The following is a 23,409-nucleotide window of genomic DNA, read 5'->3' on the forward strand; positions in this document are numbered from 1 at the left end:
ACTGTGCTCTTGATCAGTTCGCCCCCAATTCCCGCCCCATTCCCGCCCCATTCCCCCATCCCCGCCCATGAAGCTCTACCAGAAGCTCGCCGCCGACCTCGCGCACCAGATCGCCAGCGGCGTGCTGCGCGCCGGCGACAAGCTGCCGTCGATCCGGCAGACGCACCGGCAGCAGGGTGTGAGCGTGACGACCGTGGTCCGCGCCTACTCCCTGCTTGAAAGCCAGGGGCTGATCGAGGGCCGCCCCCAGTCGGGCTATTTCGTGCGTCATCGCGATGCGCCCAGCCCGATACCGGATACCGGCCTTGCGCCCTCCCGGCCAGAGCCGGCATCCGCGTCCGTGGACGTCAGCCGTCTCGTCCTCACGACGCTGCGCGCCATCGGCAGCGGCGCCGCCGTGCCGCTGGGTTCGCCCTACCCCGACCCGCGGCTGTTCCCGCTTCAGCGCCTGAGCCGCCATGCCCAGGCCATCGGCCGCCAATTCACCCTGCTGGGCGTGCCGGATGAATTGCCGCCCGGGAACCCGGAATTGATACGCCAGATCGCGCGCCGCTACCTGGAGAACGGCGCCCGCGTCGACCCCGCGGAGATCGTCGTCACCCTGGGCGCCACCGAGGCCATCAACCTGTGCCTGCAGGCCGTGGCCAGGCCCGGCGACACCATCGCGGTCGAATCGCCGACCTACTACGCCATGCTGCACGCGATCGAGCGCCTGGGCATGCGCGCGCTTGAAGTGGCCACCGATCCCGAAACCGGTATCGACGTCGACGCGCTGGCCAGCATCCTGGACCACCAGCGCGTGGCGGCCTGCATGGTAATGCCCAACTTCCAGAACCCCCTGGGCTACCAGATGCCCGACGCCAACAAGCGGGCGCTGGTCGCGCTGGCCATGCGCCACGACATGCCCATTATCGAAAGCGACGTCTATCACGAACTGCACTACGGCCCCACGCATCCGGGGTCGCTGAAGCGATACGACCGGCGCGGCCTGGTGCTGCATTGCGCGTCCATCTCCAAGAGCCTTGCGCCCGCCTACCGCATCGGCTGGGCCATGCCCGGGCGCTACCGCGACCAGGTGGAGAAACTGAAGTTCCTCAATACGCTGACCACGCCGTCCATTCCGCAACGCGCCATCGCCGCGTACCTGCAGCACGATGGCTACGAACGTCATCTGAGGCGCATGCGCAAGATGCTGGCTCAGCAGGCGCGCATGATGATGGCGGCGGTCCACCGTTTTTTCCCCGCCGGCACGCGCACGTCCAATCCGCGCGGGGGCTATGTCCTTTGGGTGCGGCTGCCGCCGCCCCTGGATGCCATGCGGCTTTACCGCCTGGCGCTGGCGCGCGGCATCACGGTCGGCCCCGGTCACATGTTTTCAACGGGGAGCGGCTACCATAACTTCATCCGGCTCAATTACAGCTACACTTGGTCGCCGGAAATCGAACAAGCCTTGATCACCCTGGGAAAACTGGCGACGACCTGCCTGCGCCAGGACACCGCCGCCGCAAGGAGCCGATGATGGTTGTTCCACCTGAAGCCCACGCAGACCGCCCGGATGGCGCCGACCACGTGGATCCCATCCTCGCCGCGGTGCTCCAGGCGTTCTGGGACACCCGCCAGGAAGCGCCCGGCAAGCGTCTATCGCTGGCCCGCCTGAGCAAGCGGGCCGCCCTGCCCATGAGCACGCTGCGCCGTACCCTCGCGCAACTGGAAGACGCCGGCCTGGTGACCGTGGCGATAGACGAGGACGGCGCCGGCAGCGTCGTGCCCGCCCCGGAACTGCTCGGCCTGATCGAGGATCTCCTGGGCTAGACCCACCCTGGAATGGAACGCGCATGTTTTCGAGTAGTCCGGCAAGACTGGTTTCCCTGGCTTCCCTGATAGGAACGACACTGTTGACAGGCTGCGCGGGCCCCACCGCGGTCAAGGCCGTGGTCGCTGATCCGCCGGCCTATTCGGCGCACCATATGACGGCCCGGAACCTGCAAGCGACCGGGCGCGAAAAGCTGCCGGCCGCCGGTTCCGAGGCCTTCGGCTACACGACGATCGTGATGTCCGGCGAGATACGCCAGACACCCGTCAATGGCCGCCCCTTCGACGTGACCTTCGAAAACACCTACTACAACGACCGTGACGACGGCATGCTGCGCGGCATCTTCATGCGCAAGAGCAACGGGCTGCCATCGAGCTTTCGCGTGGACCTGAGCTACCACGGCTTCGTACCCTTGATCGTCCAGGCCGGCTCATCGACCGCGGAAACGATGATGCGCACGCTGACCGCGCGCGACATCGATCAGTGGCCCCGGGACTTCGCCGCGATGCCTGAACACGGCAGTTTCACGTTCGCCTGGACCGCCGGATTCGCCGGAGACCCGGTGCAGACGTATCCGCGCAAGCTCACCTGCACCAGCGGCGAAAACTATCCCGCCTCCCGTTTCATGCCCCAGGTGCCGGGGCAGGCGATCGACCTGAAATGCAACTGGCTGGACGACAATGGGGTGCAGTCGGACAAGACCAGGCTGGTCTATCTGCGCGCCTATGCCTTGGCCCTGCCCGTGGAACAAACCACCGCGTCGTGGACATCCACGACTCGCTACGACACCCTCCAGGTCCAATGAGTCCAATGGGCGGGAATAAAAAACGCCACCCGCGAGGGTGGCGTCCTGGACTTCCAGCCATGCTGCCGCTTATTTTTCGGCCGCATTGCTGATGGCATTGCCGGCGCGGCTGAGGTCCTTGCCAGCCCCGGCGACCGTATTGCAACCGGTCAGCATCAACGCAAAAGCCACCGATACGGCCATTATGATTTTCGAGCGCATTATGCGATCTCCTAGCGAAATAAGTCGCCGGCGCCAGCGTCACCGCCAGCCCGGCGACTGAATCATACGATTTCCACGCGGAGTTCGCCCAGTCCCGCCACGCCGCCGACAAGCTGGTCGCCCTTGACCACCGCGCCCACGCCTTCCGGCGTGCCGGTGAAGATCAGGTCGCCGGGTTGCAGCTCGAACAGGCCCGACAGATACGCGATGCTTTCCGGGATATTCCAGATCATCGATGACAGATCGCTTTCCTGCTTGCGCGCGCCATTGACGTCCAGCCAGATTTCGCCCTTGTCGAGCACGCCCGTCACGCTGCGGGGATGGATAGGACCCAGCGGCGCCGACTTGTCGAAAGCCTTGCCCACTTCCCATGGCCGGCCCTGCTTCTTGGCCTCGCCCTGCAAATCGCGACGCGTCATGTCCAGGCCCAGGGCATAGCCCCACACATGGTCGTTGGCCTGGTCCACGGGAATATCCTTGCCGGCCTTCCCGATGGCGACCACCAGTTCCATCTCGTAGTGCAGGTTGGAGGTCTTGGACGGATACGGCAGCTTGCCCGTTTCGCCGTCGGCCACGGCGACGATGGCGTCGGCGGGCTTGCAGAAGAAGAAGGGATCCTCGCGGCCGGTAAAGCCCATTTCCTTGGCATGCTCGGCGTAGTTGCGGCCCACGCAGAAGACGCGGCGCACCGGGAACAGCGCGGCGCTGCCGGCGACGGGGACCGCCGTGACCGGCAAGGGGGGCAAGACATAATCCATGCTATGACCTCGATATTCAGGAGTAAGCCGCAAGGCCTGTCGCGCCTTGCAGCCCGTGGGATGCGCAAGCGGGGCTTATTTGTCGCCCTTGTTGTAGCGGTCGACGCTGCTGACGATTTCCTGGTGCGCGGCGTCCACGCCCTTCCAGCCCTTGACCTTCACCCACTTGCCCTTTTCCAGGTCCTTGTAGTGCTCGAAGAAGTGCTGGATGCGGCTGATGTCCTCGACCGGCAGGTCTTCATAGGACTTGATGTTGCGGTACGGCGGGTAGAGCTTTTCCACCGGCACGGCCAGCAGCTTGGCATCGCCGCCCGATTCGTCGTCCATTTCCAGCACGCCGATGGCGCGGCACTTCACCACGGCGCCGATCTGGATCGGGAACGGGGTGATCACCAGCACGTCGGCCGGGTCGCCATCTTCCGACAGCGTCTGCGGGATGTAGCCATAGTTGCACGGGTAGTGCATGGCGGTGAGCATGAAGCGGTCCACGAAGATCGCGCCCGTCTCCTTGTCGACCTCGTACTTGACGGGATCGGCGTTCATGGGGATTTCGATGATGACGTGGAACTCTTCCGGCAGCTTCTTGCCGGGGCTAACGCGATCGAGGCTCATGGTTCTAACCTTTATCAGTCTGGAAACGGTTCGAGAAAAAACGTGTGATGGATGGATGTCGCGAAATCGGCAGGAGCGCTGCGCGCAGCCCTTGTTCATGAAACCAGGGGGATCGAGCCCGTGACTACGGTCGGGGCTCGGACCAGGACCTGGGTCGACCTCTCCCAGCCCTATCCCCTCGGCATCCTAGGCGCCGCCGGATCGGCCTCCGCCGGTCTTGTCGCCATGCGGCTTGTCGTGCGCGTCGTCCGATCGGCTGGCGCCCGCGGGCGCCTCACGCGTCTCGGGCGGCACGTCGTCCAGCCCGGCCACCGGCAAGGGCGCGCTGTCGAAGTAATCATCCAGTTCAGCGGGCGGCTCGGCGTCAGCGATGACGGGCTCCGGCGACATGATGGTCGGATCGGCCAGGCCTTGCTCGGTCAGCGAACGCGCATCCGGATCCAGCACATAATCGGCCGCCGGCGCGAAGTCGGGCACGGGGTCGTGCACCGTGGCGGGCGCCGGCCCTGGCGCTTCCGACGCCTCGGACAGGAAGCCGCTTTCGGCATCCAGGTGGCGCGGATCGGCGTGCGTATCGGCAGCCGGCAAGGCTTCGTCCACCGCCAGCACGGGCAGGGCCACGCCCATCGCCACCGCGGTTGCCTGGCGCCAGTGCCGCGCCGCATCGGTAGGCCGGTCCAGGCGATCGTAGAGGCTGCCCAGCAGGGCATGCGAACCCGGATCGGCGCGACGGCTAACGCTGCGCAAGAGATAACGCTCGGCCTGCCCCCACAACTGGCCGACCAGGCACAGCGTGCCCAGCGCGGTCAGCAGGTCGGGATCGGTGGGACGCTGCTGCAGCCACGACTCGGCGCGCTCCAGGCGACGCGGCACCTGCGCCGCATCGCAGCGCGCATAGGCAGCCACCAGGCGCGGATCGAACTGGCGCGCGATGGCCGCGTCAAGAATGCGCGCGGCCTCGTCGCCCTCGCCCGCCGCCTCGAAGGCCGCCGATGCGGCCAGGGCGATTTCAGGCAGGACGCGCTCGTCCGTCTTCATGTCCTTCCAGATGGCGCGCCAGTCACCGGCCCCCGTAGCGGCGCGCAGGCGTGCCGCGCCGGCCGTGTCGATCATGGCCAGGGCCTCGTGCTTGTCCATGGCGCCGCGCCGCAACAGCCCGCGCGCCAGCGTGAATACCCGGTCATGGTGATTCAGGGCGCGCTCGGCCCGCAACAAGAGGCGCGATGTATGCAAATGCCGCGCGCCGCCGTCCTGCAAGGGTTCGAGCACTTGCAGCGCCTGCTGCGGACGCCCCTGTTCCAGCAGCATATCGGCGCTGACCGTGGCCACGGCCTCGATCAGGCCGGGGTCCGTGCCCGCATGTTCACGGGCGCGGTCCAGCATCACGTCGCGCCGCACGAACTCGCCCAGGCCCTGGGCCGCGCGCGCCGCCGACAGCGCCGCCAGCACGCGGCGGTTGCGCGCGCGGGTCTGCTCCAGCAGCTTGGTGAGATCTTTTTCCGCGTGGGCGTAGCGGCCTTCCAGCAGGCCGATCCAGCCGCGCTCCAGCAACTCATGGTCGCGCGCCTGCGCGCGGCGGCCGCGCCAGGCCCGCACCCGCTCCGGGATCGCCAGCAGCCACGCCAGGAGGCGCAGGCCGATATAAATGGCGAGGAACAGGCCGATCAACAGCAGCACCGTCAATGTCAGCGACATCTCGATGCGATAGGGCCAGACCAGGATCAATACGTTGCCCGGGTGTGCGCGCAGCACCACCGCCACGGCAACCGCGATAACCGCCAGCAATAACGTCCAGAACCAGGCGCGCATGGATCAGTCCCGTCCGCGCGTGTTGGTGCCGGCGGCGCGCAAGGCGGCCACGGCGCTCAGGCTGTCGCTGACATCGGGAACGGGAACGGAAATCTCCGTCTGCAACAGTTCGCGTGTCAGGTTCAACGCCGCCAGGGTGTCGGCGGAACGGCGATCGAAGTACGTATCCAGCGTCCGGTTGACCGACTCCAGCTCGCTCTTCCAGATCGCGGGCTGGCGCATCAGCAAGGACAGCTGGACGGACAGCAGCCGCTGGCGCAGCGTCGAACGCAGTTGCAGCGCCTGTTCCGGCGACAGCAACAGCGCCGACGGTTCGTCGACACGCTGCACGCGGATCAGGTCGCCCAGCTCGTGCACCAGTACCGCGCCGCCACGTGCCGGCCAGGAAGCGATCTCGGCGCGCCAGCGTTCCCACCAGGCAGCATCGGCTGGCAGAGTCTCGGCCGCCGAGGCAGGCGCGGCGGGGGCCACGGCAGGCGCCGCGCCGACGGCCGCGCCAGGCGCGGTGATGCCGGGGGCCGCCGCGTCGGGCGCCAGCAGCGGCGCCTTGCCGACCAGCGCGACCAGGCGTTCGATACGCGACGATTGCGCCGGAACGTCGACGGTAGGGACGGCGCGCAGCCGGTCGAGGTCGCCGTTGATAGCCTGCTGCAAGCTGGCGAAACGCGGCCTATCGGCGCGCGCCAGGCGCGATTGCGCGGTCTCCAGGGCCACGATGGCGTTGCTCACGTTCCCCGCCAGGCGTAATTGCTGGCTGGCGATGGTCAACATGCGCTCGACATCATTGGCCAGGACGTCATCGCTGGCGCTGTCGTTGAAGGCCTGCCAGGCCTGTTCGAGGGTGACGTACTGGCTCTGCGTTTCGCGCAGGGCGCTTTCCAGGGCGGCGGCCTTGCCTGCCTGGGCCTGCGCCAGGGCCAGGGCCTGGCGTGCATCGGCGCGAGTCTGCGCCAGGGCGGCGTTCAGATTATCGAAACGGGTGGCAACCTCGCGCCCCGCCGCCAGGAACTCCCGGCGCTGCATGAAGAGCGCCGCGGCCAGCACGATCGCCAGCACGATGACGACGACCAGGGCGGATATGGCGGGAGAGACGCCGCTTTTGCGCGCCGGACGCGGCGGCGGAGCGGCTGCGGGCTTGCCCGCGGACGGCGGCGTGGCGCCGGTGGCGGCCGGAGGCACGACCGGCTCGTTGGCAGGGGTATTGTCTGTCATGGGGCGATTGTATTCGCTCGGAAAGTGAAACGCGCGTGTCCCGGGCTATCAGGCGGCAACAAAAGCTTCAAAGAGTGCATCGTTGTCGGAAACATGCACACTTATTGCATGCTGCGCAATCCCCTCCTCGCTCACCATCCGCGTTGCCAAGGCGGGATGGGTCACAAGGAAGCGGCAGCCGCGCCACCATGGCAACACCCCCGCGCGGACCACATTGGCCCGCACGGCGGCGATGCCTTCCCCGCTGGTCAACAACCATGCCGGCCGCGCGTCCTGGTCGCGCCAGGCGCGCAGCTGCGCCATCTCGGCATCCCCCCATTGCGCAGGCGCCCGCAGATAGGCCGCGTGCGGCAGGACCTCTACCCCCGCGCCGCGCAACTGCTCGGCCAGCCAATCCCGCCCCTGGGTGCCGCGCACGATGAGCACGCGCCGCGGCAGGGGACCGCGCTGGCGCAAGGCATCCCACAGGGCTTCGGAATCATGGCTGGGGGCCGTCGGGCCCGGATGGACCAGGGTGGCGCCGTCGAACCAGCCTGTGGCGCGCACCGCGGCCGCGCTGCCCGGCCCCACCGTGCCGACGACGCAGGAAGACGGCCAGGCCGTCACGCCGGCGGCCCGCAATTGGGCCAGGTAATGCCGAGCGGCATTGCCGCTGACGAAGACCGCCAGGTCGTAGGCCTGCGGCCGTGGCAACTGGTCCGGTTCGCAAGACTGCGTGGCCAACACCAGCGCCGGCCAGTCGCGCACCTGCCAGCCGGCCGCCGACAGGCGTTGCGCCAGCGCGTGGTTATTGCCCTCGGGCCTCGTCAGGACTGCGATTTCGGACATGGCTCCCCGGCCAGCATAAACACAATGGACAAGCCCGGCATGGCAGCCGCGCTTGTCCATTGGAAGGCCGCACCCGGAATACCGGCTACGGCCCGGTGCCAGCGATCAGGAAAAACTGGCGGCAACCACCGTCGCGATGACGCCCAGGATGGCCAGGACGAACAATCCTTGCAGCAGGCTCAAGCCACTTTCGGATTGCTGGATATTGGTGGTTCTACGCAGACTCATTGAAGCGCTTCCTTGGAGACGATCTTGCGGCTGGCGAACCAGCGGCCCAGCAGGACCACCAGCAGCGCGCCGACGATTTCAGCCCCCAATTTAACCATACCGGGCTGTTCCCCAAAATTGCGCGTGATCAAAACATCGGTGACCAGCATGCCGCCCGCGATCCAGCCCAGCAGCGCGGCGCCCAGGGTGACAACCAGCGGATAGCGGTCGATCAGCTTCAGCACCAGGGTCGAGCCCCAGATGATGATGGGCACGCTGACCAGCAGGCCGAACACCACCAGGCCGATCTGGTGATCGGCGTGGGCGCCTTGCGCGGCGCCGGCGATGGCGATGACGTTGTCCAGGCTCATGACGAAGTCGGCGATGATGATGGTCTTGACCGCCGCCATGATGGACGTGCCGCCCTTGATCTTGTCATGGCCGTCGTCCTCCGGGATGAGCAGCTTGACGCCGATCCACAGGAGCAGGAGCGCGCCCACGATCTTCAAGGCCGGGATATTGAGCAGGGTCAGGGCGAAGGCGATCAGCACGACCCGCAGGATGATGGCCCCGGCGGTGCCCCACAGGATGCCTTGCATGCGTTGCTTGGGCCCCAGGTTGCGGCATGCCAACGCGATGACGACGGCGTTGTCGCCGCCCAGAAGAATGTCGATCAGGATGATCTGGAAAACGGCCGCCCAACTGAGCGTCTGGAAAAATTCAAGCACGGTACTACCCCCGAAACATGATTTGTTGCTGTCTGGACGGCGATGCCGTCCCCCCGTCGTTGTGCGAAACGACGGGGTTGGACCATGAATCGAGATTGTAGTTCAGGTTTCAGTCAGCTTTCCGCCGAGCGATCAGGATTTTCCCTAGGGCCAGCACCAGCAAGGCGCCGGCGATGCCCACCATGGTGGCGAAATTGTGCTGCGAGACCCCCAAGGCGGTGTCGATGCGGGCGATGGGCGCCTGCAGGGCCGGATCGCCCACCAGCAGTTCACCCGCGATGAAGCCCAGCAGCGCCGCGCCCACCCACACGATGATGGGGAAGCGCTCGATCACCTTCAGCAGCAGCGTGCTGCCGAAGATCACCAGCGGGATGCTGATGGCCAGGCCCACCACCAGCAGCGTGGTGTCGCCCATCGCGGCGGCTGCCACGGCCACCACGTTGTCCAGGCTCATCACCAGGTCGGCGATCATGATGGTCCGGATCGCCGACATCAGCGAGCCGTGGGTCTTGCCATCGCCTTCGTCCTCGTCCTCGGGCAACAGCAGGGTCACGCCGATATAGACCAGCAGGACCGCGCCGATGAGCTTCAACCACGGCAGCAAGAGCAGCTTGGCGGCGACCAGCGTCAGCACGATACGCATGATGATCGCGGCGGCGGAGCCGATGACGATGGCTTTTTTCTGTTGCTCCGGCGGCAGCGCCCGGGCCGCCAGCGCAATGACGACGGCGTTATCGCCTGACAGAAGAATGTTTACCCAGATGATTTGCAGCAATGCGAGCCAAAATGCAGCTTGTGTTAATTCCATACCCCTCTTTCCTCAGATCCCCGAAATGGTTAATGCCTGAACATGAATGAAATGCGCTGACCGCCTTGTGCGAGCAATGGCCGGTTCTATATATGTGTGTAGCGCGAGTTGTGCCGGCATTATAGAGACCTGAAAGCAATTATTCAGCTATTTGTCGGCTACCTGGAGGGTAAACGAGGGCTTTTTACAGGAGTTAACGTAAGAAAAACGGCCCAAACTTTCAGTCTCCTGAATATGAGCTTAAATAAACGCACACCCTCGCCATAATATGGACAAGCGCCAGTAATGCGGACAGCCCTACTTTCCGATAAGGAACGCTCCAATAAAAAACCCGCCACAGGGGCGGGTTTTTCAGGAAACCGACACGGGGCCGGCTTCCTGCCAGGCAGGCGCTGACGGTTTACAGCACCGACTTCAGCAGCTTGCCCATCTCGGACGGGTTGCGGGTCGTGCGGATGCCGCAGCTTTCCATCACTTCCAGCTTCGCGTCGGCAGTATCGGCACCGCCCGAGATCAGCGCGCCAGCGTGGCCCATGCGCTTCCCGGGGGGCGCGGTAACGCCGGCGATGAAGCCGACCACCGGCTTCTTCATATTGTCCTTCGCCCACAGCGCGGCGTTGACTTCGTCCGGACCGCCGATTTCGCCGATCATGATGACGGCGTCGGTGTCGGGATCGTCATTGAACAGCTTGAGCACGTCGATGTGCTTCAGGCCGTTGATGGGGTCGCCACCGATACCGACGGCGCTGGACTGGCCCAGGCCCAGTTCGGTGACCTGGCCCACGGCTTCGTAGGTCAGCGTGCCGGAGCGGCTGACGATGCCGATGCGGCCCTTGCGGTGGATGTGGCCGGGCATGATGCCGATTTTGATTTCATCGGGCGTGATCAGGCCGGGGCAGTTCGGGCCCAGCAGCAGCGTCTTGCTGCCCTTGGCCTTCATGCGGTTGCGCACTTCCAGCATGTCACGGACGGGGATGCCTTCCGTAATGCAGATCGCCAGGTCCAGTTCTGCTTCGACCGCTTCCCAGATGGCGGCGGCAGCGCCCGCGGGCGGCACGTAGATCACCGAAACGGTGGCGCCGGTGTCGGCCTTCGCTTCCTTGACCGAAGCGTAGATGGGAATGCCTTCGAAGTCCTCACCCGCCTTCTTGGGGTTCACGCCAGCCACGAAGGCGGCCTTGCCGTTGGCGTAATCGCGGCACATGCGGGTATGGAACTGACCCGTCTTGCCCGTGATGCCTTGGGTGATGACTTTGGTGTCCTTGTTGATCAAGATCGACATTTGTGAATCCTTGGCTATAGCTTCTTATTTGACGGCGGCAACGACTTTGGTGGCCGCTTCGGCCATGGTGTCGGCGCTGATAATGGGCAATCCGGAGTCGGCGAGCATCTTCTTGCCGAGTTCTTCGTTGGTGCCCTTCATGCGGACGACCAGCGGAACGCTCAGGTTGACGGCCTTGCAGGCGGTGATCACGCCTTCGGCGATCACGTCGCAGCGCATGATGCCGCCGAAGATGTTGACCAGGATGGCCTTCACGCCCTTGTTCTTGAGCATGATCTTGAAGGCTTCGGTGACCTTCTCGGCCGTGGCGCCGCCGCCGACGTCGAGGAAGTTGGCCGGTTCGCCGCCGAACAGCTTGATGGTGTCCATGGTGGCCATGGCCAGGCCGGCGCCGTTCACCAGGCAGCCGATGTTGCCGTCGAGCTGGATGTAGGCGAGGTCGAACTTGCTGGCTTCGATTTCAGCGGGATCTTCTTCGTCCAGGTCGCGGTAGGCAACGATTTCCGGATGACGGAACAGGGCGTTGGGGTCGAAGTTGAACTTGGCGTCCAGGGCAATGATGTTGCCCTTGCTGTCGCGGTTCAGCGGGTTGATTTCGACCAGCGAAGCGTCCGTTTCCATGTAGCACTGATACAGCTTCTGGAACAGGTCCACGGTCTGGGCGGTCGAGTCGGCGGGCATGCCGATGGCGTCAGCCACCTTCTTGCCCTGCTCGGCGGTCAGGCCGACCAGCGGATCGATGTATTCGGTGACGATCTTTTCCGGCGAGGAATGGGCCACTTCCTCGATATCCATGCCGCCTTCGCTGGAAGCGATCAGGGCGACCTTCTGCGTGGCGCGGTCGGTAACCAGCGACACGTAGTATTCCTTCTGGATGTCGGCGCCTTCCTCGATGTACAGGCGGTTGACCTTCTGGCCTTCCGGGCCGGTCTGGTGCGTCTTGAGCTGCATGCCCAGGATCTCGCCGGCCAGCTTGCGCACGTCCTCGATGGAACGGGCCAGCTTCACGCCGCCGCCCTTGCCGCGGCCGCCCGCGTGAATCTGCGCCTTGACGACCCAGACCGGTCCCCCCAGCTTCTCCGCGGCTGCCACGGCTTCGTCGACGGAGAGAGCGGGGATACCGCGCGGCACGGTCACGCCAAATTTCTTCAGCAGTTCCTTGCCTTGATACTCATGGATTTTCATGTGTTACCTGTCAGGTCGTATGAGAAAAAAATGAAGGGTCTGAGGCGGCTTGGTCGGCAGACTCCACGCCGACGTACCACTTCGGGTAATGCGTCTGGACCACGGGGCCCGTGACGTCGAGCGCATGGCAGCCATCCAGCTGGAAGGGCCGCTTCTGCGTTGTTTCGGCGTTCTCATGACGCCGGCTGGCCATGGACTGCACCGCGGCGGTGGGCAGCACCAGGGACAACTCGGTCATGTGAGTACAGCCCTGCACGCGGCCAAATTTTTCCTTGACGCTCTGACGAAAATTCTTCACCAGATTCATGCCGACCAGGTTCTGGTAGGCCGCTTCAATGCAGGCGCAATGCTCGCCGTAGGGGGCGGCATCGTAGGCAGCCTGCGCCGCGACGATCCGGTAGCTGTCGTCGATGGTAATACGCAGGTGCATGTGATGTATAGGGCGGCCGGCCGGCATCGTCGTGCCGTCGCTCCTGTAGAAATCGTAGGCCTTGACGTCGATCAGCTCTGCTTCGAGGTCCCACATGCCGTCGTCACGCGCATAGCCCTGCACACGGATGGACCGTGTGTGCAACGGTGTGCGCGAAATATCCGGCGGCGGCAGAGGCATGCGGTTGGACCAAAGTCAGGTTGTTGCAAGGCAACAAAACCTGAAAAGTATAACGCAGGGCGCATTCCATAAAAAAGCGGGGCGGAACCGTGCGGTATCCGCCCCGGCGGCCGCTGCCCCGCCCCGCGCTTCAGGCCGTCTCGCGCAGCGCCCGGGCCGCTTGGACCATGCTCACCAGCGACGCCTCCGTTTCCGGCCAGGCGCGGGTCTTCAGGCCGCAGTCCGGATTGACCCACAGACGCTCCCGGGGCAGGCGCGCCGCGGCCTTGCGCATCAGGTCCACCATCCAGCCCACTTCCGGCACGTTGGGCGTATGGATGTCGTAAACGCCGGGACCGATGTCGTTGGGATAGCGATAGTCCTCGAAGGCCTTCAGCAAGTCCATGTTGGACCGCGAGGTTTCGATGGTGATCACGTCCGCGTCCATCGCGCCGATGGACTCGATGATGTCGTTGAACTCCGAGTAGCACATATGGGTATGGATCTGCGTATCGCCCCGCACGCCGCTGGTGGACAGGCGAAAGCAATCCACCGCCCAGTCCAGGTAGGCTTGCCAGTCCGCGCGGCGCAGCGGCAGGCCTTCGCGTATGGCGGGCTCGTCGATCTGGATCACGCGGATGCCGGCCCCTTCCAGGTCGACCACCTCGTCGCGCAGGGCCAGGGCCAGCTGGCGGCAGGTCTCGGCACGCGGCTGGTCGTCGCGCACGAAGGACCACTGGAGGATGGTCACGGGACCGGTCAGCATGCCCTTGACCGGCTTGTCGGTCAGCGACTGCGCGTAGGCCGACCAGCCCACGGTGATCGGCGCGGGCCGGGCCACGTCGCCGAAAATGACCGGCGGCTTGACGCAGCGCGAGCCGTAGCTCTGCACCCAGCCATTGCGGGTGAAGGCAAAGCCCGCCAGCAATTCACCGAAGTATTCGACCATGTCGTTGCGCTCCGGCTCGCCGTGCACCAGCACGTCCAGGCCTATTCTCTCCTGGAAGCGGATGACCGCTTCGATTTCCTTGCGGATGGCGGTCTCGTAGGCCGAGTCGCTGAGCGCGCCGGCCTTCCAATCGCGGCGCAGGGCGCGGATTTCCTGCGTCTGCGGGAAGGAACCGATGGTGGTGGTCGGATAGGCCGGCAGGTTCAGCCGGGCCTGCTGGCGGACGATGCGTTCGCCGAAGGGCTCGCGCTCCAGCTTGACGTGGGTCGACCCGGCCAGGCGGGCGGCCACGGCCGGGTTGTGGATGCGCGGCGATCTGGCGCGGACCTGTAGCGCGGCGCGCTGGGTGGCCAGCGCTTCCCGTACCGTGGCGTCGGCGGCGTCGGCGGCGCCGCCCAGCGCCTGGCCCAGCACGTTCAGCTCGTCCAGCTTCTGGGCGGCGAACGACAGCCAGCTTTTCAGTTCGGCGTCCAGTTCCGTTTCGAACGCGAGGTCGACGGGAACGTGCAGCAGCGAGCACGACGGCGCCAGCCACAAGCGGTCCCCCAGCTGCGCGTGGACCGGCGCCAGGGTGTGCAGCGCCGCGTCCAGGTCGGTGCGCCAGATGTTGCGGCCATTGATCACCCCGGCCGACAGCACCTGGTCGTCGCGCAGCGCGGCAGCCACGTCGGCCAGTTGTTCGGGTGCGCGCACCAGGTCGACGTGCAAGCCGGCCACGGGCAGCGCGGCGGCGGTCCCCAGATTGTCTTGCAGGCCGTCGAAATAGGTGGCCAGCAGCAGCTTCACCGGCGCCTTGGCCAGGTCGGCGTAGACGCGGCCATAGGCGGCGCGCCACGCGGCAGGCAGGTCCAGCGCCAGGATGGGCTCGTCGACCTGCACCCATGCCACGCCCAGCCTGGCCAGGCGGTCCAGTACCTCGGCATAGACGGGCAGCAGCGCGTCCAGCAGGGCCAGCTTGGCTTCGTCGCCGGCGCCGGCGACGTACGCATCGCCCTTGCCCAGCCACAGCCAGGTCAAGGGCCCGGGAATCACCGGCTTGACGGCGTAGCCCAGCGCCTGCGCCTCACGCACCTGGTCGAACAGGGCCGTGCGCGCCAGGCGGTAGGTCTGGTTGGGGGTGAGTTCGGGGACGATGTAGTGGTAGTTGGTGTCGAACCACTTGGTCATTTCGCAGGCGGCGGCCGGAGTACCGGTGGGCGCGCGGCCGCGGCCCATGCGAAAAAGCGTGTCCAGGGTGACCGGCCTGTCGTCCCGCTGGGCAAAGCGCGCGGGGACGGCGCCCAGCAGCGTTGTCCATTCAAGGATATGGTCGTACCAGGCAAAGTCCCCCACCGGCACGAACGCCAGGCCGGCGTCGGCCTGCATTTTCCAATGACGGGCGCGCAGTTCGCGCCCCGTGGCTTCCAATTCTTCCTGGGTCGACTGGCCGGCCCAGTAGGCCTCGACCGCACGCTTCAGTTCGCGCTGCGCGCCGATACGAGGAAAACCCAAGTTATGAATTGTTGTCATGAAATTTAGAAATAAAGAGAGGTTCGCTCAAGTTTCAGCATTGTCTCCGCAAAGAGACTTGAGGCAAAATCAATCTCTGCATTTATTTCATGAAATCAGCTCATACAACCATGTTGGAAATCCGCCATCTCGAAACGCTCGCCGCCATCCGTGACGGGGGCAGCTTGCTGGAGGCCGCCGAACGGCTGCACCTGACCCAGTCGGCGCTGTCGCACCAACTGCGCGAGTTGGAGGCCCGGCTGGGCACCCCGCTGCTGAACCGTCGCACCCGGCCCGCGCGGCTGACCACCGCGGGCCTGCGCGTACTGGCCCTGGCCGACGACGTGCTGCCTCGCGTCCGCGCGACCGAACGCGAGCTGCAAAAGCTGGCCGCGGGACGCACAGGCCGCCTGCACATCGCCATCGATTGCCACTCCTGTTTCCAATGGCTGATGCCGGCGCTTGACGCCTTCCGCGCCCAGTGGCCGGAAGTGGCGCTGGACCTGTCGGCGGCATTCTCCTTCGCTCCCCTGCCCGCGCTGGTGCGCGGCGACCTGGACCTGGTGATCACGTCGGACCCGCAGCCGCTGGAAGCGCTGGAATACGAACCCCTGTTCACGTACGAAGTGGTGCTGGCGTTGTCCGGGGCCAATCCGCTGGCGAATGTGCGCTACGTGCAACCGGAACAGTTGGCCGACCAGGTGCTGGTCACTTATCCGGTGGACCGGCAACGGCTGGATGTCTTCACCCGTTTCCTCGATCCGGCCGGCGTCGAGCCCGCCGGCGTACGCAAGGCGGAACTGACGCCCATCATCGTCCAGCTGGTCGCCAGCAACCGCGGGGTGGCGGCCTTGCCGAACTGGGCGTTGACCGAATACCTGGACCACGGATGGCTAAGCGTGAAGCCGCTGGGGCCGCAAGGCGTATGGAGCACGCTGCACGCAGCCGTTCGGTCCGAAGACATGGACGCGCCCTATATCAAGGACTTCCTGAGAATCGCGCGCGACGTGTGCTTCCGCAACCTGACGGGCATCAAGGCCGCGCAGCGGGAAAGCAAGGGATAGGAGAGGACTACTCGTCGTCGCTTTCACCCAAGATGCGCCGGATGACATCGTGCGCGAACCCGCGGCCGGCGAGGAAACGAGCCTGCTTGGCATAGGCGGCGCGGTCGGCAGGCCGCTCGCCGTAGCGTTTTTCCCAGACGACGCGGGCCCGTTGGTACTCGGTGGCGCGCAGGTCCTGCTGCAACTCGCCCACCTGGGCCTCGGTTACACCTTTCGCGCGCAATTCCTGCACGATGCGGGCCGTGCCCTGGCGCTCGGCGCGTCGATGCACCAGGCTCTGCGCATAGCGCTCGGTGGAGAGCCACCCTTCCCGCTCCAGATCGTCGAGGACCTTTTCCAGGTCGTCGTCGGCCTCGGCATACGCAGCCAATTTGCGCGCCAATTCAGGGCGCGCATACTCGCGGCGCGAAAGAAAACCGACCGCGCGGGCCTTCAGGCTGGGACCACGGCGCGGGGCCGGCGCCGTGGCATCGCTGGGATCGGCGGAAGCGCTGGGATCGGTGGTCGCGGTGGCGGTAGAGGCGTTGGAGCGCCCTGCCCCGCGGTGTGAACGACGGTCTGAAGTGCGGGTATAGACCTCGCCCGCATCGTTCCCGTCATCCTCGGTCGCTGACGGTCGCCCGCGGGCCAGTTGCTCGAAACCGCCGTCATCATCGTCCGCGCCAGGCCGCCCGGCCCGGCGCGGACGCGAAGGTCCGGTTCCCCAGACCATACGGCTCAATCCTCTTCGGCTTCCGCCTCGCTGGCGGCGAAGGTGTTGGCGCGGCTGACGATACCCTGGTTCTCGCGCACGCGGTTTTCGATTTCCAGGGCGACATCCTTGTGCTCCTTCAGGTACTCGCGCACATTGTCCTTGCCCTGGCCGATGCGATCGCCGTTGTAGCTGTACCACGCGCCCGACTTGTCGACCACGCCGGCCTGCACGCCCAGGTCGATGATTTCGCCCTCGCGCGAGATGCCCGAGCCGTACATGATGTCGAATTCGGCCTGCTTGAACGGCGGCGAAACCTTGTTCTTCACGACCTTGACGCGGGTCTCGTTGCCGATGACTTCATCGCCCTTCTTGATGGAGCCGATGCGGCGGATGTCCAGGCGGACCGAGGAATAGAACTTGAGCGCGTTGCCGCCGGTGGTGGTTTCCGGGTTGCCGAACATCACGCCGATCTTCATGCGGATCTGGTTGATGAAGATCACCATGCAGTTGGTGCGCTTGATGGTGGCGGTGAGCTTGCGCAGCGCCTGGCTCATGAGGCGGGCCTGCAAGCCCGGCAGCGAGTCGCCCATCTCACCTTCGATTTCGGCCTTGGGCACCAGCGCCGCCACCGAGTCGATGACGATCAGGTCCACCGAGCCGGAACGCACCAGGGCATCGGTGATTTCCAGGGCCTGTTCGCCCGTATCCGGCTGCGAAATCAGCAGGTCCGTCAGGTTGACGCCCAGCTTGGACGCATATTGCACGTCAAGCGCATGTTCCGCGTCGACGAACGCGCAGGTACCGCCCAACTTCTGCATTTCAGCGACGACCTGGAGGGTCAGCGTGGTCTTGCCCGACGATTCCGGCCCATAGATTTCAACGACACGGCCGCGCGGCAGGCCACCGACGCCCAGGGCGATGTCCAGGCCCAGCGAGCCGGTGGAGACGACCTGGATATCGTGTTCGACCTCGTTGTCGCCATAACGCATGATCGAACCCTTGCCGAACTGCTTTTCGATCTGCGAAAGCGCGGCGGCCAACGCCTTGGCTTTTTCGGCGGCGGCGGCCTTGCTGTTTTTGTCGTCCATGAGGTGTGTCCTGTCTAAGTCCGGATGGGGATTTTGGGTCGAAATTCGGATCGAAATTCGGGTCGAGAGCGAGGGCGAACGCGAGCGGGTACGCGATGGCCCGTTTGGCGAATGCTGGATTATGGCATTGGATTCTACTGGACAAAAATCCAGTATGACAAGTCCGTCTCGGGATCTCGCGCCACAACCCGCCCGTGTATTCCCGGAATAGGCAAGCCCGTGCCGGCGTGCCAGAATCGCACCGGAGACACGAACCGGGCCACGAACCCGGTTCCCGCCCTGGCTGCGACCCCATAAATAACCAACACATAGCGAGCCCGGTCCCATGCGTATTCTGATTGCCGAAGACGACAGCATCCTGGCCGATGGCCTGTCGCGCTCGCTGCGCCACGGCGGCTACGCCGTCGACGCCGTGCGCGATGGCATGGCCGCCGACCTGGCGCTGACCGCGCAGGCCTTCGACCTGCTCATCCTGGACCTCGGCCTGCCCCAGTTGGCCGGCCTGGAAGTCCTGCGCCGCCTGCGTTCCCGCAATTCCCACCTGCCGGTGCTGATCCTCACCGCCGCCGACAGCGTCGAGCAGCGCGTCAAGGGCCTGGACCTGGGCGCGGATGACTACATGGCCAAGCCTTTCGCCCTGTCCGAGCTGGAGGCGCGCGTGCGCGCGCTCACCCGGCGCGGCGCCGGCGGCGGCGCCACGCTGGTGCGCCACGGCAGGCTGGTGTTCGACCAGACCGGCCGCGTGGCAACCGTCGACGACCAGACGCTGGACCTGTCGGCGCGCGAGGTCAGCCTGCTGGAAATCCTCCTGATGCGCAGCGGCCGCATGGTCAGCAAGAACCAGCTGGTGGACCACCTGTGCGAGTGGGGCGAGGAAGTCAGCACCAATGCCATCGAAGTCTATGTGCATCGCCTGCGCAAGAAGCTCGAGCCCAGCGGCGTCAAGATCATGACGGTACGCGGCCTGGGCTATTGCCTGGAACGGGAACCCGGTGCGAGTTTTCTCCCGAACTGAATCGACGACGCCGGCACCGCTGAACCAGGAGGCCCTGGACGTCGTGCGTGCCGGGGCGCGCGGCCCCAGCTTCCGGCCGCCGCGCCGTTCCCTGCTGGGCGAAATCCTCGACTGGATGCTGGCGCCGCTGTTCCTGCTGTGGCCGATGAGCGTCGCCATTACGTACGTGGTGGCGCAGCACATCGCCGACGTGCCCTATGACCGGTCGCTGGCCAACTCGGTGAACCTGCTGGCGCACCAGGTGCGGGTGGTCGACGGCAAGCCGGTCCTGCCCATGAGCGATACGCTGCGCCAGGCCCTGCGCGCCGACGAAACCGCCAGCCTGTTCTGGCTGGTGGTCGATGGACAAGGCCGTTACGTGGCCGGCGACCGCGGCCTGCCGCTGCCCAAGGGCACCGGCCCGGCCGAATCCGGCGCCGTGCGCTTCGAAGACGACAGCCTGCGCGGCTTCGCCATCCGGGTGGCCTATACCCGCATCCAGACCGATCCACGCGTAGCGGGGCCGGTCACCGTGCTGGTCGCCGAAACCGGCGAAAAGCGGGCGCAGCTCGCCAACGAAATCATCAAGGGCGTCATCATCCCGCAGTTCGTGGTCCTGCCTATCGCGGTGCTGCTGGTGTGGTTCGGCCTGTCGCGGGGCGTGGCGCCGCTCAATGCCTTGCAGCAGCGCCTGCGCGCGCGCCGGCCCGATGACCTGTCGCCCATCGACGAACGCGCCGCGCCAACCGAAATCGCCCCCTTGGTCGGCGCCATCAACGACCTGCTGGACCGCCTGTCGGCGACGGTGCAGACCCAGCGCCGCTTCGTCGCCGACGCCGCGCACCAGTTGAAAACGCCGCTGGCCGGCTTGCGCACCCAGGCCGAACTGGCGCTGCGCGACGCCAGCGCCGACGAAATGCAGGCCAGCCTGCGCCAGTTGGTGACCGGGTCCGAGCGCGCGACCCGGCTGGTCAACCAGCTGCTGCTGCTGGCCCACGCCGAAAATCCCGCCGCGGTGGGCATGACGCTCATCGACCTGGCCGACGTGGCGCGCGAGCAGACCACCCAGTGGGCGCCGCAGGCGCTGGCCCTGCGCACCGACCTGGGCTTCGAGGATCCCGACGGCAGGGTCCCCATCGAAGGCAACCCCATCCTGCTAGGCGAGTTGCTTAACAATCTGCTGGACAACGCCCTGCGCTATACGCCCCGGGGCGGCCACATCACCGTGCGCGTGCGGCGCCAGGGTGATTTCGCGCTCCTGGAAGTGGAGGACTCCGGCCCCGGCATTCCGCCGGACGAGCGGGAACGCATTTTCGACCGCTTCTACCGCGTGCTCGGCACGCCGGCCGACGGCAGCGGCCTGGGGCTGGCCATCGTCCGCGAGATCGCCGGCAAGCATGACGCTACCGTCGCCGTCAGCGACAACCCGGACCCGGCCCGCGCCGCGCCCGGCACCCGCTTCACCGTTACGTTTCACCGCCACGTTCCGTCGCCAGGCTAAGTCGATTGCCAGGGTCCGCCATCAAGGTCCACCACCAGGGCCCACCACCAGTGGTTCGCCGCCCGGGGTCACGGCCGCATCATCGCACCGAAGTTACATAAAGAAACACATTCATCGCCACAGGCCTGACAAACGTCAGACCCCCGTCAGCCTCGCGTCCTAACTTGCAGGCTGCCCCGGACTGATAACCGTCGACCGGGATAAAGAGCACGGCGCCCGATCGCCGGCCATTTTCGAGGAGACATCATGAGCACAGCATCCATGCCGCGCGCAGGGGGAGGCCTGGCGGCCCCGCCTGCCATGACCCGCAACGAACGCAAGGTGATTTTCGCGTCGTCGCTGGGCACCGTATTCGAGTGGTACGACTTCTACCTGTACGGTTCGCTGGCACCCATCATCGCCATGCACTTCTTTTCAGGCGTCAATCCGACCGCCGGCTTCATCTTCGCCCTGCTCGCCTTCGCGGCGGGCTTTGCCGTGCGTCCGTTCGGGGCGCTGGTGTTCGGCCGCCTCGGCGACCTGGTCGGGCGTAAGTACACCTTCCTGGTCACCATCGTCATCATGGGCCTGTCGACCTTCCTGGTCGGCCTGCTGCCCAGCTACGGGTCCATCGGCATCATCGCCCCCATCTGCCTGATCGCGCTGCGCCTGCTGCAAGGCCTTGCGCTGGGCGGCGAATATGGCGGCGCGGCCACCTACGTGGCCGAACACGCGCCCATGGGCCGCCGCGGCTTCTATACCAGCTGGATCCAGACCACGGCCACGCTGGGGCTGTTCCTGTCGCTGCTGGTGATCCTGGGGGTGCGCAGCTATGCCGGCGAGGAAGCGTTCCGCGATTCCTGGGGCTGGTGGCGCGCGCCGTTCCTGCTGTCCTTCGTCCTGCTGGCGATTTCGGTGTGGATCCGCATGCAGCTGAGCGAGTCGCCTACTTTCCAGCGCATGAAGGAAGAAGGCAAGACCTCGAAGGCGCCGCTGACCGAATCGTTCGGCCAGTGGAAGAACCTCAAGGTCGTCATCCTGGCGCTGCTGGGCCTGACCGCCGGCCAGGCCGTGGTCTGGTACACGGGGCAGTTCTACTCGCTGTTCTTCCTGACGCAGACGCTGAAGGTCGACGCCAACACCGCCAACATCATGATCGCGGTGGCGCTGTTGATCGGCACGCCGTTCTTCGTGATCTTCGGCGCGCTGTCCGACCGCATCGGCCGCAAGCCCATCATCATGGCCGGCTGCCTGATCGCCGCGGTGACCTACTTCCCCATCTTCCAGGGCATCACGCACTTCGCCAACCCGGCGCTGGAAAAGGCGCAGGCCAACGCGCCCGTGACGGTGCTGGCCGACCCCGCCGCCTGCTCCTTCCAGTTCAATCCGGTGGGCACGTCGTCGTTCACCAGCTCCTGCGACGTGATCAAGTCGTTCCTGGCGCGCAACTCGGTCAACTACAAGAACGAGGCCGCGCCCGCGGGCACGGTGGCCAAGGTGCGCATCGGCAATGACGAGTTCACCGCGTTCGAGGGCGCCGGCATGCCGGCCGCGGACTTCAAGGCCAAGGTCGCCGACATGGACAAGACGCTGACGACGGCGATCCGGTCCCACGGCTATCCCGCCAAGGCCGATCCCGCGCAGTCGAACAACGTCATGGTGGTGGTGCTGCTCACGATCCTGGTCATCTACGTCACCATGGTGTACGGCCCCATCGCCGCCATGCTGGTGGAACTGTTCCCGACCCGCATCCGCTACACGTCGATGAGCCTGCCGTATCACATCGGCAACGGCTGGTTCGGTGGCTTCCTGCCGCCCCTGGCCTTCGCCATCGTGGCAGCCACCGGCAACATCTATGACGGCTTGTGGTACCCCATCGTCATCGCCGCGATGACCCTGGTCATCGGCACCCTGTTCATCCGCGAGACCAAGGATGTCGACCTGAACCATTGATGATTCCGGGCCTGGCGCCACGCGCGCCGGCGCCCGCGTTCCCCTGCCGGGCAGGATGCTGCACCTGCCTGGCCTTGGAAGCTCCCCCTGGGGAGCTTTTTTTTATGCGCCGGAACGCGCAACCATGCCGCCGGACAACATCTCGCAAGAACCTCCCCCAATCGGGGAAACCGCGGATCCGGGTCCCCCGGTCCGCGGGTTTCGCCCCTGGAGGGGAACCGCGCGCGTAGCGCGGTTGGGGTGGGCCTTCCTCCCGGTCCGCCGGTGGCGCGTCCTGGGGGGCCGCGCGTAGCGCGGTAGGGGGGCCTCTACAAAAAAAAACGGCCCGCCTGGTAGGCAGGGCCGCTACGGGAGCACACGATGTCGCGCTGTTTAAGGCTCGCGGGGAGCGCGGCATCGGTGTCAGAGGGCGTCCATGCAGTCGGGGGACAGGGGGATCAATCGTCCTCCGACGGGTTGCATGACCGTCATCCGAGCAGGCAGTCTAGTTTCCCGCCTCTGACACCGTCCTGAAAAATTCAATACGAAAAAACTTAACGCCGCATTCCCGCGCCAACCACCACCACGCCCACCACGATCGCCGCGATGCCCGCCCATCCGGGTATCGGCACCGACTTCTCCGTTTCCGCGGTCGCCTTGATCGATCCAATCTGCAGCACGGTATCTTCCGATTTGTAGCTGAAGCCCCGATAAACCAGGGCGACGATGCCCAGCACGATCAGAAGCGCTCCGATAACGGTCGTGGTTTTCATGGCGGTCCTCTTCGAAGGATGAGTAGGGATGCGGCGGAAGATACCGCGCGGCCCCCCGGCCGTCAGTGACAGAACGTGTCCAGTGTCATGATCGGCGACAGCGTCCAGGT

23 protein-coding genes are annotated in these 23,409 nt (G+C 65.7%); 7 read left to right on the forward strand and 16 right to left on the reverse strand.

Annotation, left to right across the window (positions count from 1 at the left end; translation table 11 throughout):
* Positions 1 to 67: 67 nt before the first annotated feature.
* From C7R54_RS03995 to C7R54_RS04005, 3 genes are read left to right on the forward strand one after another with little or no spacing between them, the layout of a single operon-like run.
* A complete protein-coding gene (locus tag C7R54_RS03995; RefSeq protein WP_129148861.1) occupies positions 68 to 1,519 on the forward strand; it encodes an aminotransferase-like domain-containing protein in 1,452 nt (483 codons plus the stop codon).
* The gene (locus C7R54_RS04000) at positions 1,519 to 1,812 is read left to right on the forward strand and encodes a helix-turn-helix domain-containing protein (protein WP_129148862.1); all 294 of its coding nucleotides are present in this window, start codon (positions 1,519 to 1,521) and stop codon (positions 1,810 to 1,812) included. The genes C7R54_RS03995 and C7R54_RS04000 overlap by 1 nt, the downstream gene beginning before the upstream one ends.
* 23 nt (positions 1,813 to 1,835) lie before the next feature.
* Positions 1,836 to 2,618 (forward strand): hypothetical protein, encoded by a 783-nt coding sequence (locus C7R54_RS04005; RefSeq protein ID WP_129148863.1) that lies wholly within the window; start codon positions 1,836 to 1,838, stop codon positions 2,616 to 2,618.
* Between the two features lie 69 nt (positions 2,619 to 2,687).
* Here C7R54_RS04005 and C7R54_RS04010 read toward each other — a convergent pair whose 3' ends face one another.
* The 13 genes from C7R54_RS04010 to metE form a co-directional block, all read right to left on the reverse strand.
* Positions 2,688 to 2,819 carry an entericidin A/B family lipoprotein gene (locus C7R54_RS04010; RefSeq protein ID WP_129148864.1) on the reverse strand — a complete coding sequence of 44 codons (132 nt, stop codon included), beginning with the start codon at positions 2,817 to 2,819 and terminating at the stop codon, positions 2,688 to 2,690.
* Positions 2,820 to 2,881: 62 nt separating this feature from the next.
* Positions 2,882 to 3,577 carry a fumarylacetoacetate hydrolase family protein gene (locus tag C7R54_RS04015; protein WP_129148865.1) on the reverse strand — a complete coding sequence of 232 codons (696 nt, stop codon included), beginning with the start codon at positions 3,575 to 3,577 and terminating at the stop codon, positions 2,882 to 2,884.
* Between the two features lie 75 nt (positions 3,578 to 3,652).
* Positions 3,653 to 4,189, reverse strand: coding sequence for an inorganic diphosphatase (gene ppa / locus C7R54_RS04020; RefSeq protein ID WP_129148866.1), 537 nt, complete (start codon positions 4,187 to 4,189; stop codon positions 3,653 to 3,655).
* Between the two features lie 186 nt (positions 4,190 to 4,375).
* Complete coding sequence (locus C7R54_RS04025) at positions 4,376 to 5,998, reverse strand: heme biosynthesis HemY N-terminal domain-containing protein (protein WP_129148867.1); 1,623 nt, start codon at positions 5,996 to 5,998, stop codon at positions 4,376 to 4,378.
* A gap of 3 nt (positions 5,999 to 6,001) precedes the next feature.
* Positions 6,002 to 7,210, reverse strand: a complete 1,209-nt coding sequence (locus tag C7R54_RS04030; protein WP_129148868.1) for a uroporphyrinogen-III C-methyltransferase — start codon at positions 7,208 to 7,210, stop codon at positions 6,002 to 6,004.
* Between the two features lie 48 nt (positions 7,211 to 7,258).
* A complete protein-coding gene (locus C7R54_RS04035; RefSeq protein ID WP_129148869.1) occupies positions 7,259 to 8,038 on the reverse strand; it encodes a uroporphyrinogen-III synthase in 780 nt (259 codons plus the stop codon).
* Positions 8,039 to 8,143: 105 nt separating this feature from the next.
* Entirely contained in the window at positions 8,144 to 8,266 is a 123-nt protein-coding gene (locus C7R54_RS29365) for a hypothetical protein (RefSeq protein ID WP_275669677.1), read from the reverse strand.
* Positions 8,263 to 8,973, reverse strand: coding sequence for a TerC family protein (locus C7R54_RS04040; RefSeq protein ID WP_129148870.1), 711 nt, complete (start codon positions 8,971 to 8,973; stop codon positions 8,263 to 8,265). The genes C7R54_RS29365 and C7R54_RS04040 overlap by 4 nt, the downstream gene beginning before the upstream one ends.
* Positions 8,974 to 9,082: 109 nt before the next feature.
* The gene (locus C7R54_RS04045; protein WP_129148871.1) at positions 9,083 to 9,781 is read right to left on the reverse strand and encodes a TerC family protein; all 699 of its coding nucleotides are present in this window, start codon (positions 9,779 to 9,781) and stop codon (positions 9,083 to 9,085) included.
* Positions 9,782 to 10,181: 400 nt separating this feature from the next.
* On the reverse strand, positions 10,182 to 11,063 hold the full coding sequence (gene sucD, locus C7R54_RS04050) for a succinate--CoA ligase subunit alpha (protein WP_129148872.1): 882 nt from the start codon (positions 11,061 to 11,063) through the stop codon (positions 10,182 to 10,184).
* Positions 11,064 to 11,087: 24 nt separating this feature from the next.
* The gene (sucC, locus tag C7R54_RS04055) at positions 11,088 to 12,248 is read right to left on the reverse strand and encodes an ADP-forming succinate--CoA ligase subunit beta (RefSeq protein WP_129148873.1); all 1,161 of its coding nucleotides are present in this window, start codon (positions 12,246 to 12,248) and stop codon (positions 11,088 to 11,090) included.
* A 10-nt stretch (positions 12,249 to 12,258) separates the two neighbouring features.
* Positions 12,259 to 12,858, reverse strand: coding sequence for a DUF2889 domain-containing protein (locus tag C7R54_RS04060; protein ID WP_129148874.1), 600 nt, complete (start codon positions 12,856 to 12,858; stop codon positions 12,259 to 12,261).
* A gap of 130 nt (positions 12,859 to 12,988) precedes the next feature.
* Entirely contained in the window at positions 12,989 to 15,295 is a 2,307-nt protein-coding gene (gene metE / locus C7R54_RS04065) for a 5-methyltetrahydropteroyltriglutamate--homocysteine S-methyltransferase (RefSeq protein WP_129148875.1), read from the reverse strand.
* 110 nt (positions 15,296 to 15,405) lie between these two features.
* Between metE and C7R54_RS04070 the strand changes: the two genes are divergently transcribed.
* Positions 15,406 to 16,338 carry a LysR family transcriptional regulator gene (locus C7R54_RS04070; protein WP_129149438.1) on the forward strand — a complete coding sequence of 311 codons (933 nt, stop codon included), beginning with the start codon at positions 15,406 to 15,408 and terminating at the stop codon, positions 16,336 to 16,338.
* A gap of 7 nt (positions 16,339 to 16,345) precedes the next feature.
* Here the strand turns inward: C7R54_RS04070 and recX are convergent, their stop codons facing one another.
* Positions 16,346 to 17,050 (reverse strand): recombination regulator RecX, encoded by a 705-nt coding sequence (gene recX, locus C7R54_RS04075; RefSeq protein WP_129148876.1) that lies wholly within the window; start codon positions 17,048 to 17,050, stop codon positions 16,346 to 16,348.
* Between the two features lie 5 nt (positions 17,051 to 17,055).
* Positions 17,056 to 18,120 carry a recombinase RecA gene (gene recA / locus C7R54_RS04080; protein WP_129148877.1) on the reverse strand — a complete coding sequence of 355 codons (1,065 nt, stop codon included), beginning with the start codon at positions 18,118 to 18,120 and terminating at the stop codon, positions 17,056 to 17,058.
* A gap of 325 nt (positions 18,121 to 18,445) precedes the next feature.
* Here recA and C7R54_RS04085 point away from each other — a divergent pair, with 325 nt between their 5' ends.
* From C7R54_RS04085 to C7R54_RS04095, 3 genes are all read left to right on the forward strand, one after another.
* Positions 18,446 to 19,135 carry a response regulator gene (locus C7R54_RS04085; RefSeq protein ID WP_129148878.1) on the forward strand — a complete coding sequence of 230 codons (690 nt, stop codon included), beginning with the start codon at positions 18,446 to 18,448 and terminating at the stop codon, positions 19,133 to 19,135.
* Between the two features lie 115 nt (positions 19,136 to 19,250).
* Positions 19,251 to 20,615: a sensor histidine kinase gene (locus C7R54_RS04090; RefSeq protein WP_129149439.1), complete on the forward strand. Its 1,365-nt coding sequence runs from the start codon at positions 19,251 to 19,253 to the stop codon at positions 20,613 to 20,615.
* A 300-nt stretch (positions 20,616 to 20,915) separates the two neighbouring features.
* Positions 20,916 to 22,547 carry an MFS transporter gene (locus C7R54_RS04095; RefSeq protein WP_129149440.1) on the forward strand — a complete coding sequence of 544 codons (1,632 nt, stop codon included), beginning with the start codon at positions 20,916 to 20,918 and terminating at the stop codon, positions 22,545 to 22,547.
* A 533-nt stretch (positions 22,548 to 23,080) separates the two neighbouring features.
* Here C7R54_RS04095 and C7R54_RS04100 read toward each other — a convergent pair.
* Positions 23,081 to 23,299, reverse strand: a complete 219-nt coding sequence (locus C7R54_RS04100; protein ID WP_129148879.1) for a hypothetical protein — start codon at positions 23,297 to 23,299, stop codon at positions 23,081 to 23,083.
* Between the last annotated feature and the right edge of the window lie 110 nt (positions 23,300 to 23,409).

It is taken from the genome of Achromobacter aloeverae, assembly GCF_004121055.1.
GTDB lineage: Bacteria > Pseudomonadota > Gammaproteobacteria > Burkholderiales > Burkholderiaceae_B > Bordetella_C > Bordetella_C aloeverae.

Bases quoted from the DNA above. Each gene is read 5' to 3' on its own strand.
- C7R54_RS04005 (WP_129148863.1), top strand. From the start codon at position 1,836: ATGTTTTCGAGTAGTCCGGCAAGACTGGTTTCCCTGGCTTCCCTGATA.
- C7R54_RS04095 (WP_129149440.1), top strand. From the start codon at position 20,916: ATGACCCGCAACGAACGCAAGGTGATTTTCGCGTCGTCGCTGGGCACC.
- C7R54_RS04015 (WP_129148865.1), bottom strand. From the start codon at position 3,577: ATGGATTATGTCTTGCCCCCCTTGCCGGTCACGGCGGTCCCCGTCGCC.
- C7R54_RS04025 (WP_129148867.1), bottom strand. From the start codon at position 5,998: ATGCGCGCCTGGTTCTGGACGTTATTGCTGGCGGTTATCGCGGTTGCC.
- C7R54_RS04070 (WP_129149438.1), top strand. From the start codon at position 15,406: ATGTTGGAAATCCGCCATCTCGAAACGCTCGCCGCCATCCGTGACGGG.
- C7R54_RS04085 (WP_129148878.1), top strand. From the start codon at position 18,446: ATGCGTATTCTGATTGCCGAAGACGACAGCATCCTGGCCGATGGCCTG.
- C7R54_RS03995 (WP_129148861.1), top strand. From the start codon at position 68: ATGAAGCTCTACCAGAAGCTCGCCGCCGACCTCGCGCACCAGATCGCC.
- C7R54_RS04030 (WP_129148868.1), bottom strand. From the start codon at position 7,210: ATGACAGACAATACCCCTGCCAACGAGCCGGTCGTGCCTCCGGCCGCC.
- sucC (WP_129148873.1), bottom strand. From the start codon at position 12,248: ATGAAAATCCATGAGTATCAAGGCAAGGAACTGCTGAAGAAATTTGGC.
- C7R54_RS04090 (WP_129149439.1), top strand. From the start codon at position 19,251: ATGCTGGCGCCGCTGTTCCTGCTGTGGCCGATGAGCGTCGCCATTACG.
- C7R54_RS04100 (WP_129148879.1), bottom strand. From the start codon at position 23,299: ATGAAAACCACGACCGTTATCGGAGCGCTTCTGATCGTGCTGGGCATC.
- C7R54_RS04010 (WP_129148864.1), bottom strand. From the start codon at position 2,819: ATGCGCTCGAAAATCATAATGGCCGTATCGGTGGCTTTTGCGTTGATG.
- recX (WP_129148876.1), bottom strand. From the start codon at position 17,050: ATGGTCTGGGGAACCGGACCTTCGCGTCCGCGCCGGGCCGGGCGGCCT.
- C7R54_RS04045 (WP_129148871.1), bottom strand. From the start codon at position 9,781: ATGGAATTAACACAAGCTGCATTTTGGCTCGCATTGCTGCAAATCATC.
- C7R54_RS04000 (WP_129148862.1), top strand. From the start codon at position 1,519: ATGGTTGTTCCACCTGAAGCCCACGCAGACCGCCCGGATGGCGCCGAC.
- sucD (WP_129148872.1), bottom strand. From the start codon at position 11,063: ATGTCGATCTTGATCAACAAGGACACCAAAGTCATCACCCAAGGCATC.
- ppa (WP_129148866.1), bottom strand. From the start codon at position 4,189: ATGAGCCTCGATCGCGTTAGCCCCGGCAAGAAGCTGCCGGAAGAGTTC.
- C7R54_RS29365 (WP_275669677.1), bottom strand. From the start codon at position 8,266: ATGAGTCTGCGTAGAACCACCAATATCCAGCAATCCGAAAGTGGCTTG.
- recA (WP_129148877.1), bottom strand. From the start codon at position 18,120: ATGGACGACAAAAACAGCAAGGCCGCCGCCGCCGAAAAAGCCAAGGCG.
- C7R54_RS04035 (WP_129148869.1), bottom strand. From the start codon at position 8,038: ATGTCCGAAATCGCAGTCCTGACGAGGCCCGAGGGCAATAACCACGCG.
- C7R54_RS04060 (WP_129148874.1), bottom strand. From the start codon at position 12,858: ATGCCTCTGCCGCCGCCGGATATTTCGCGCACACCGTTGCACACACGG.
- metE (WP_129148875.1), bottom strand. From the start codon at position 15,295: ATGACAACAATTCATAACTTGGGTTTTCCTCGTATCGGCGCGCAGCGC.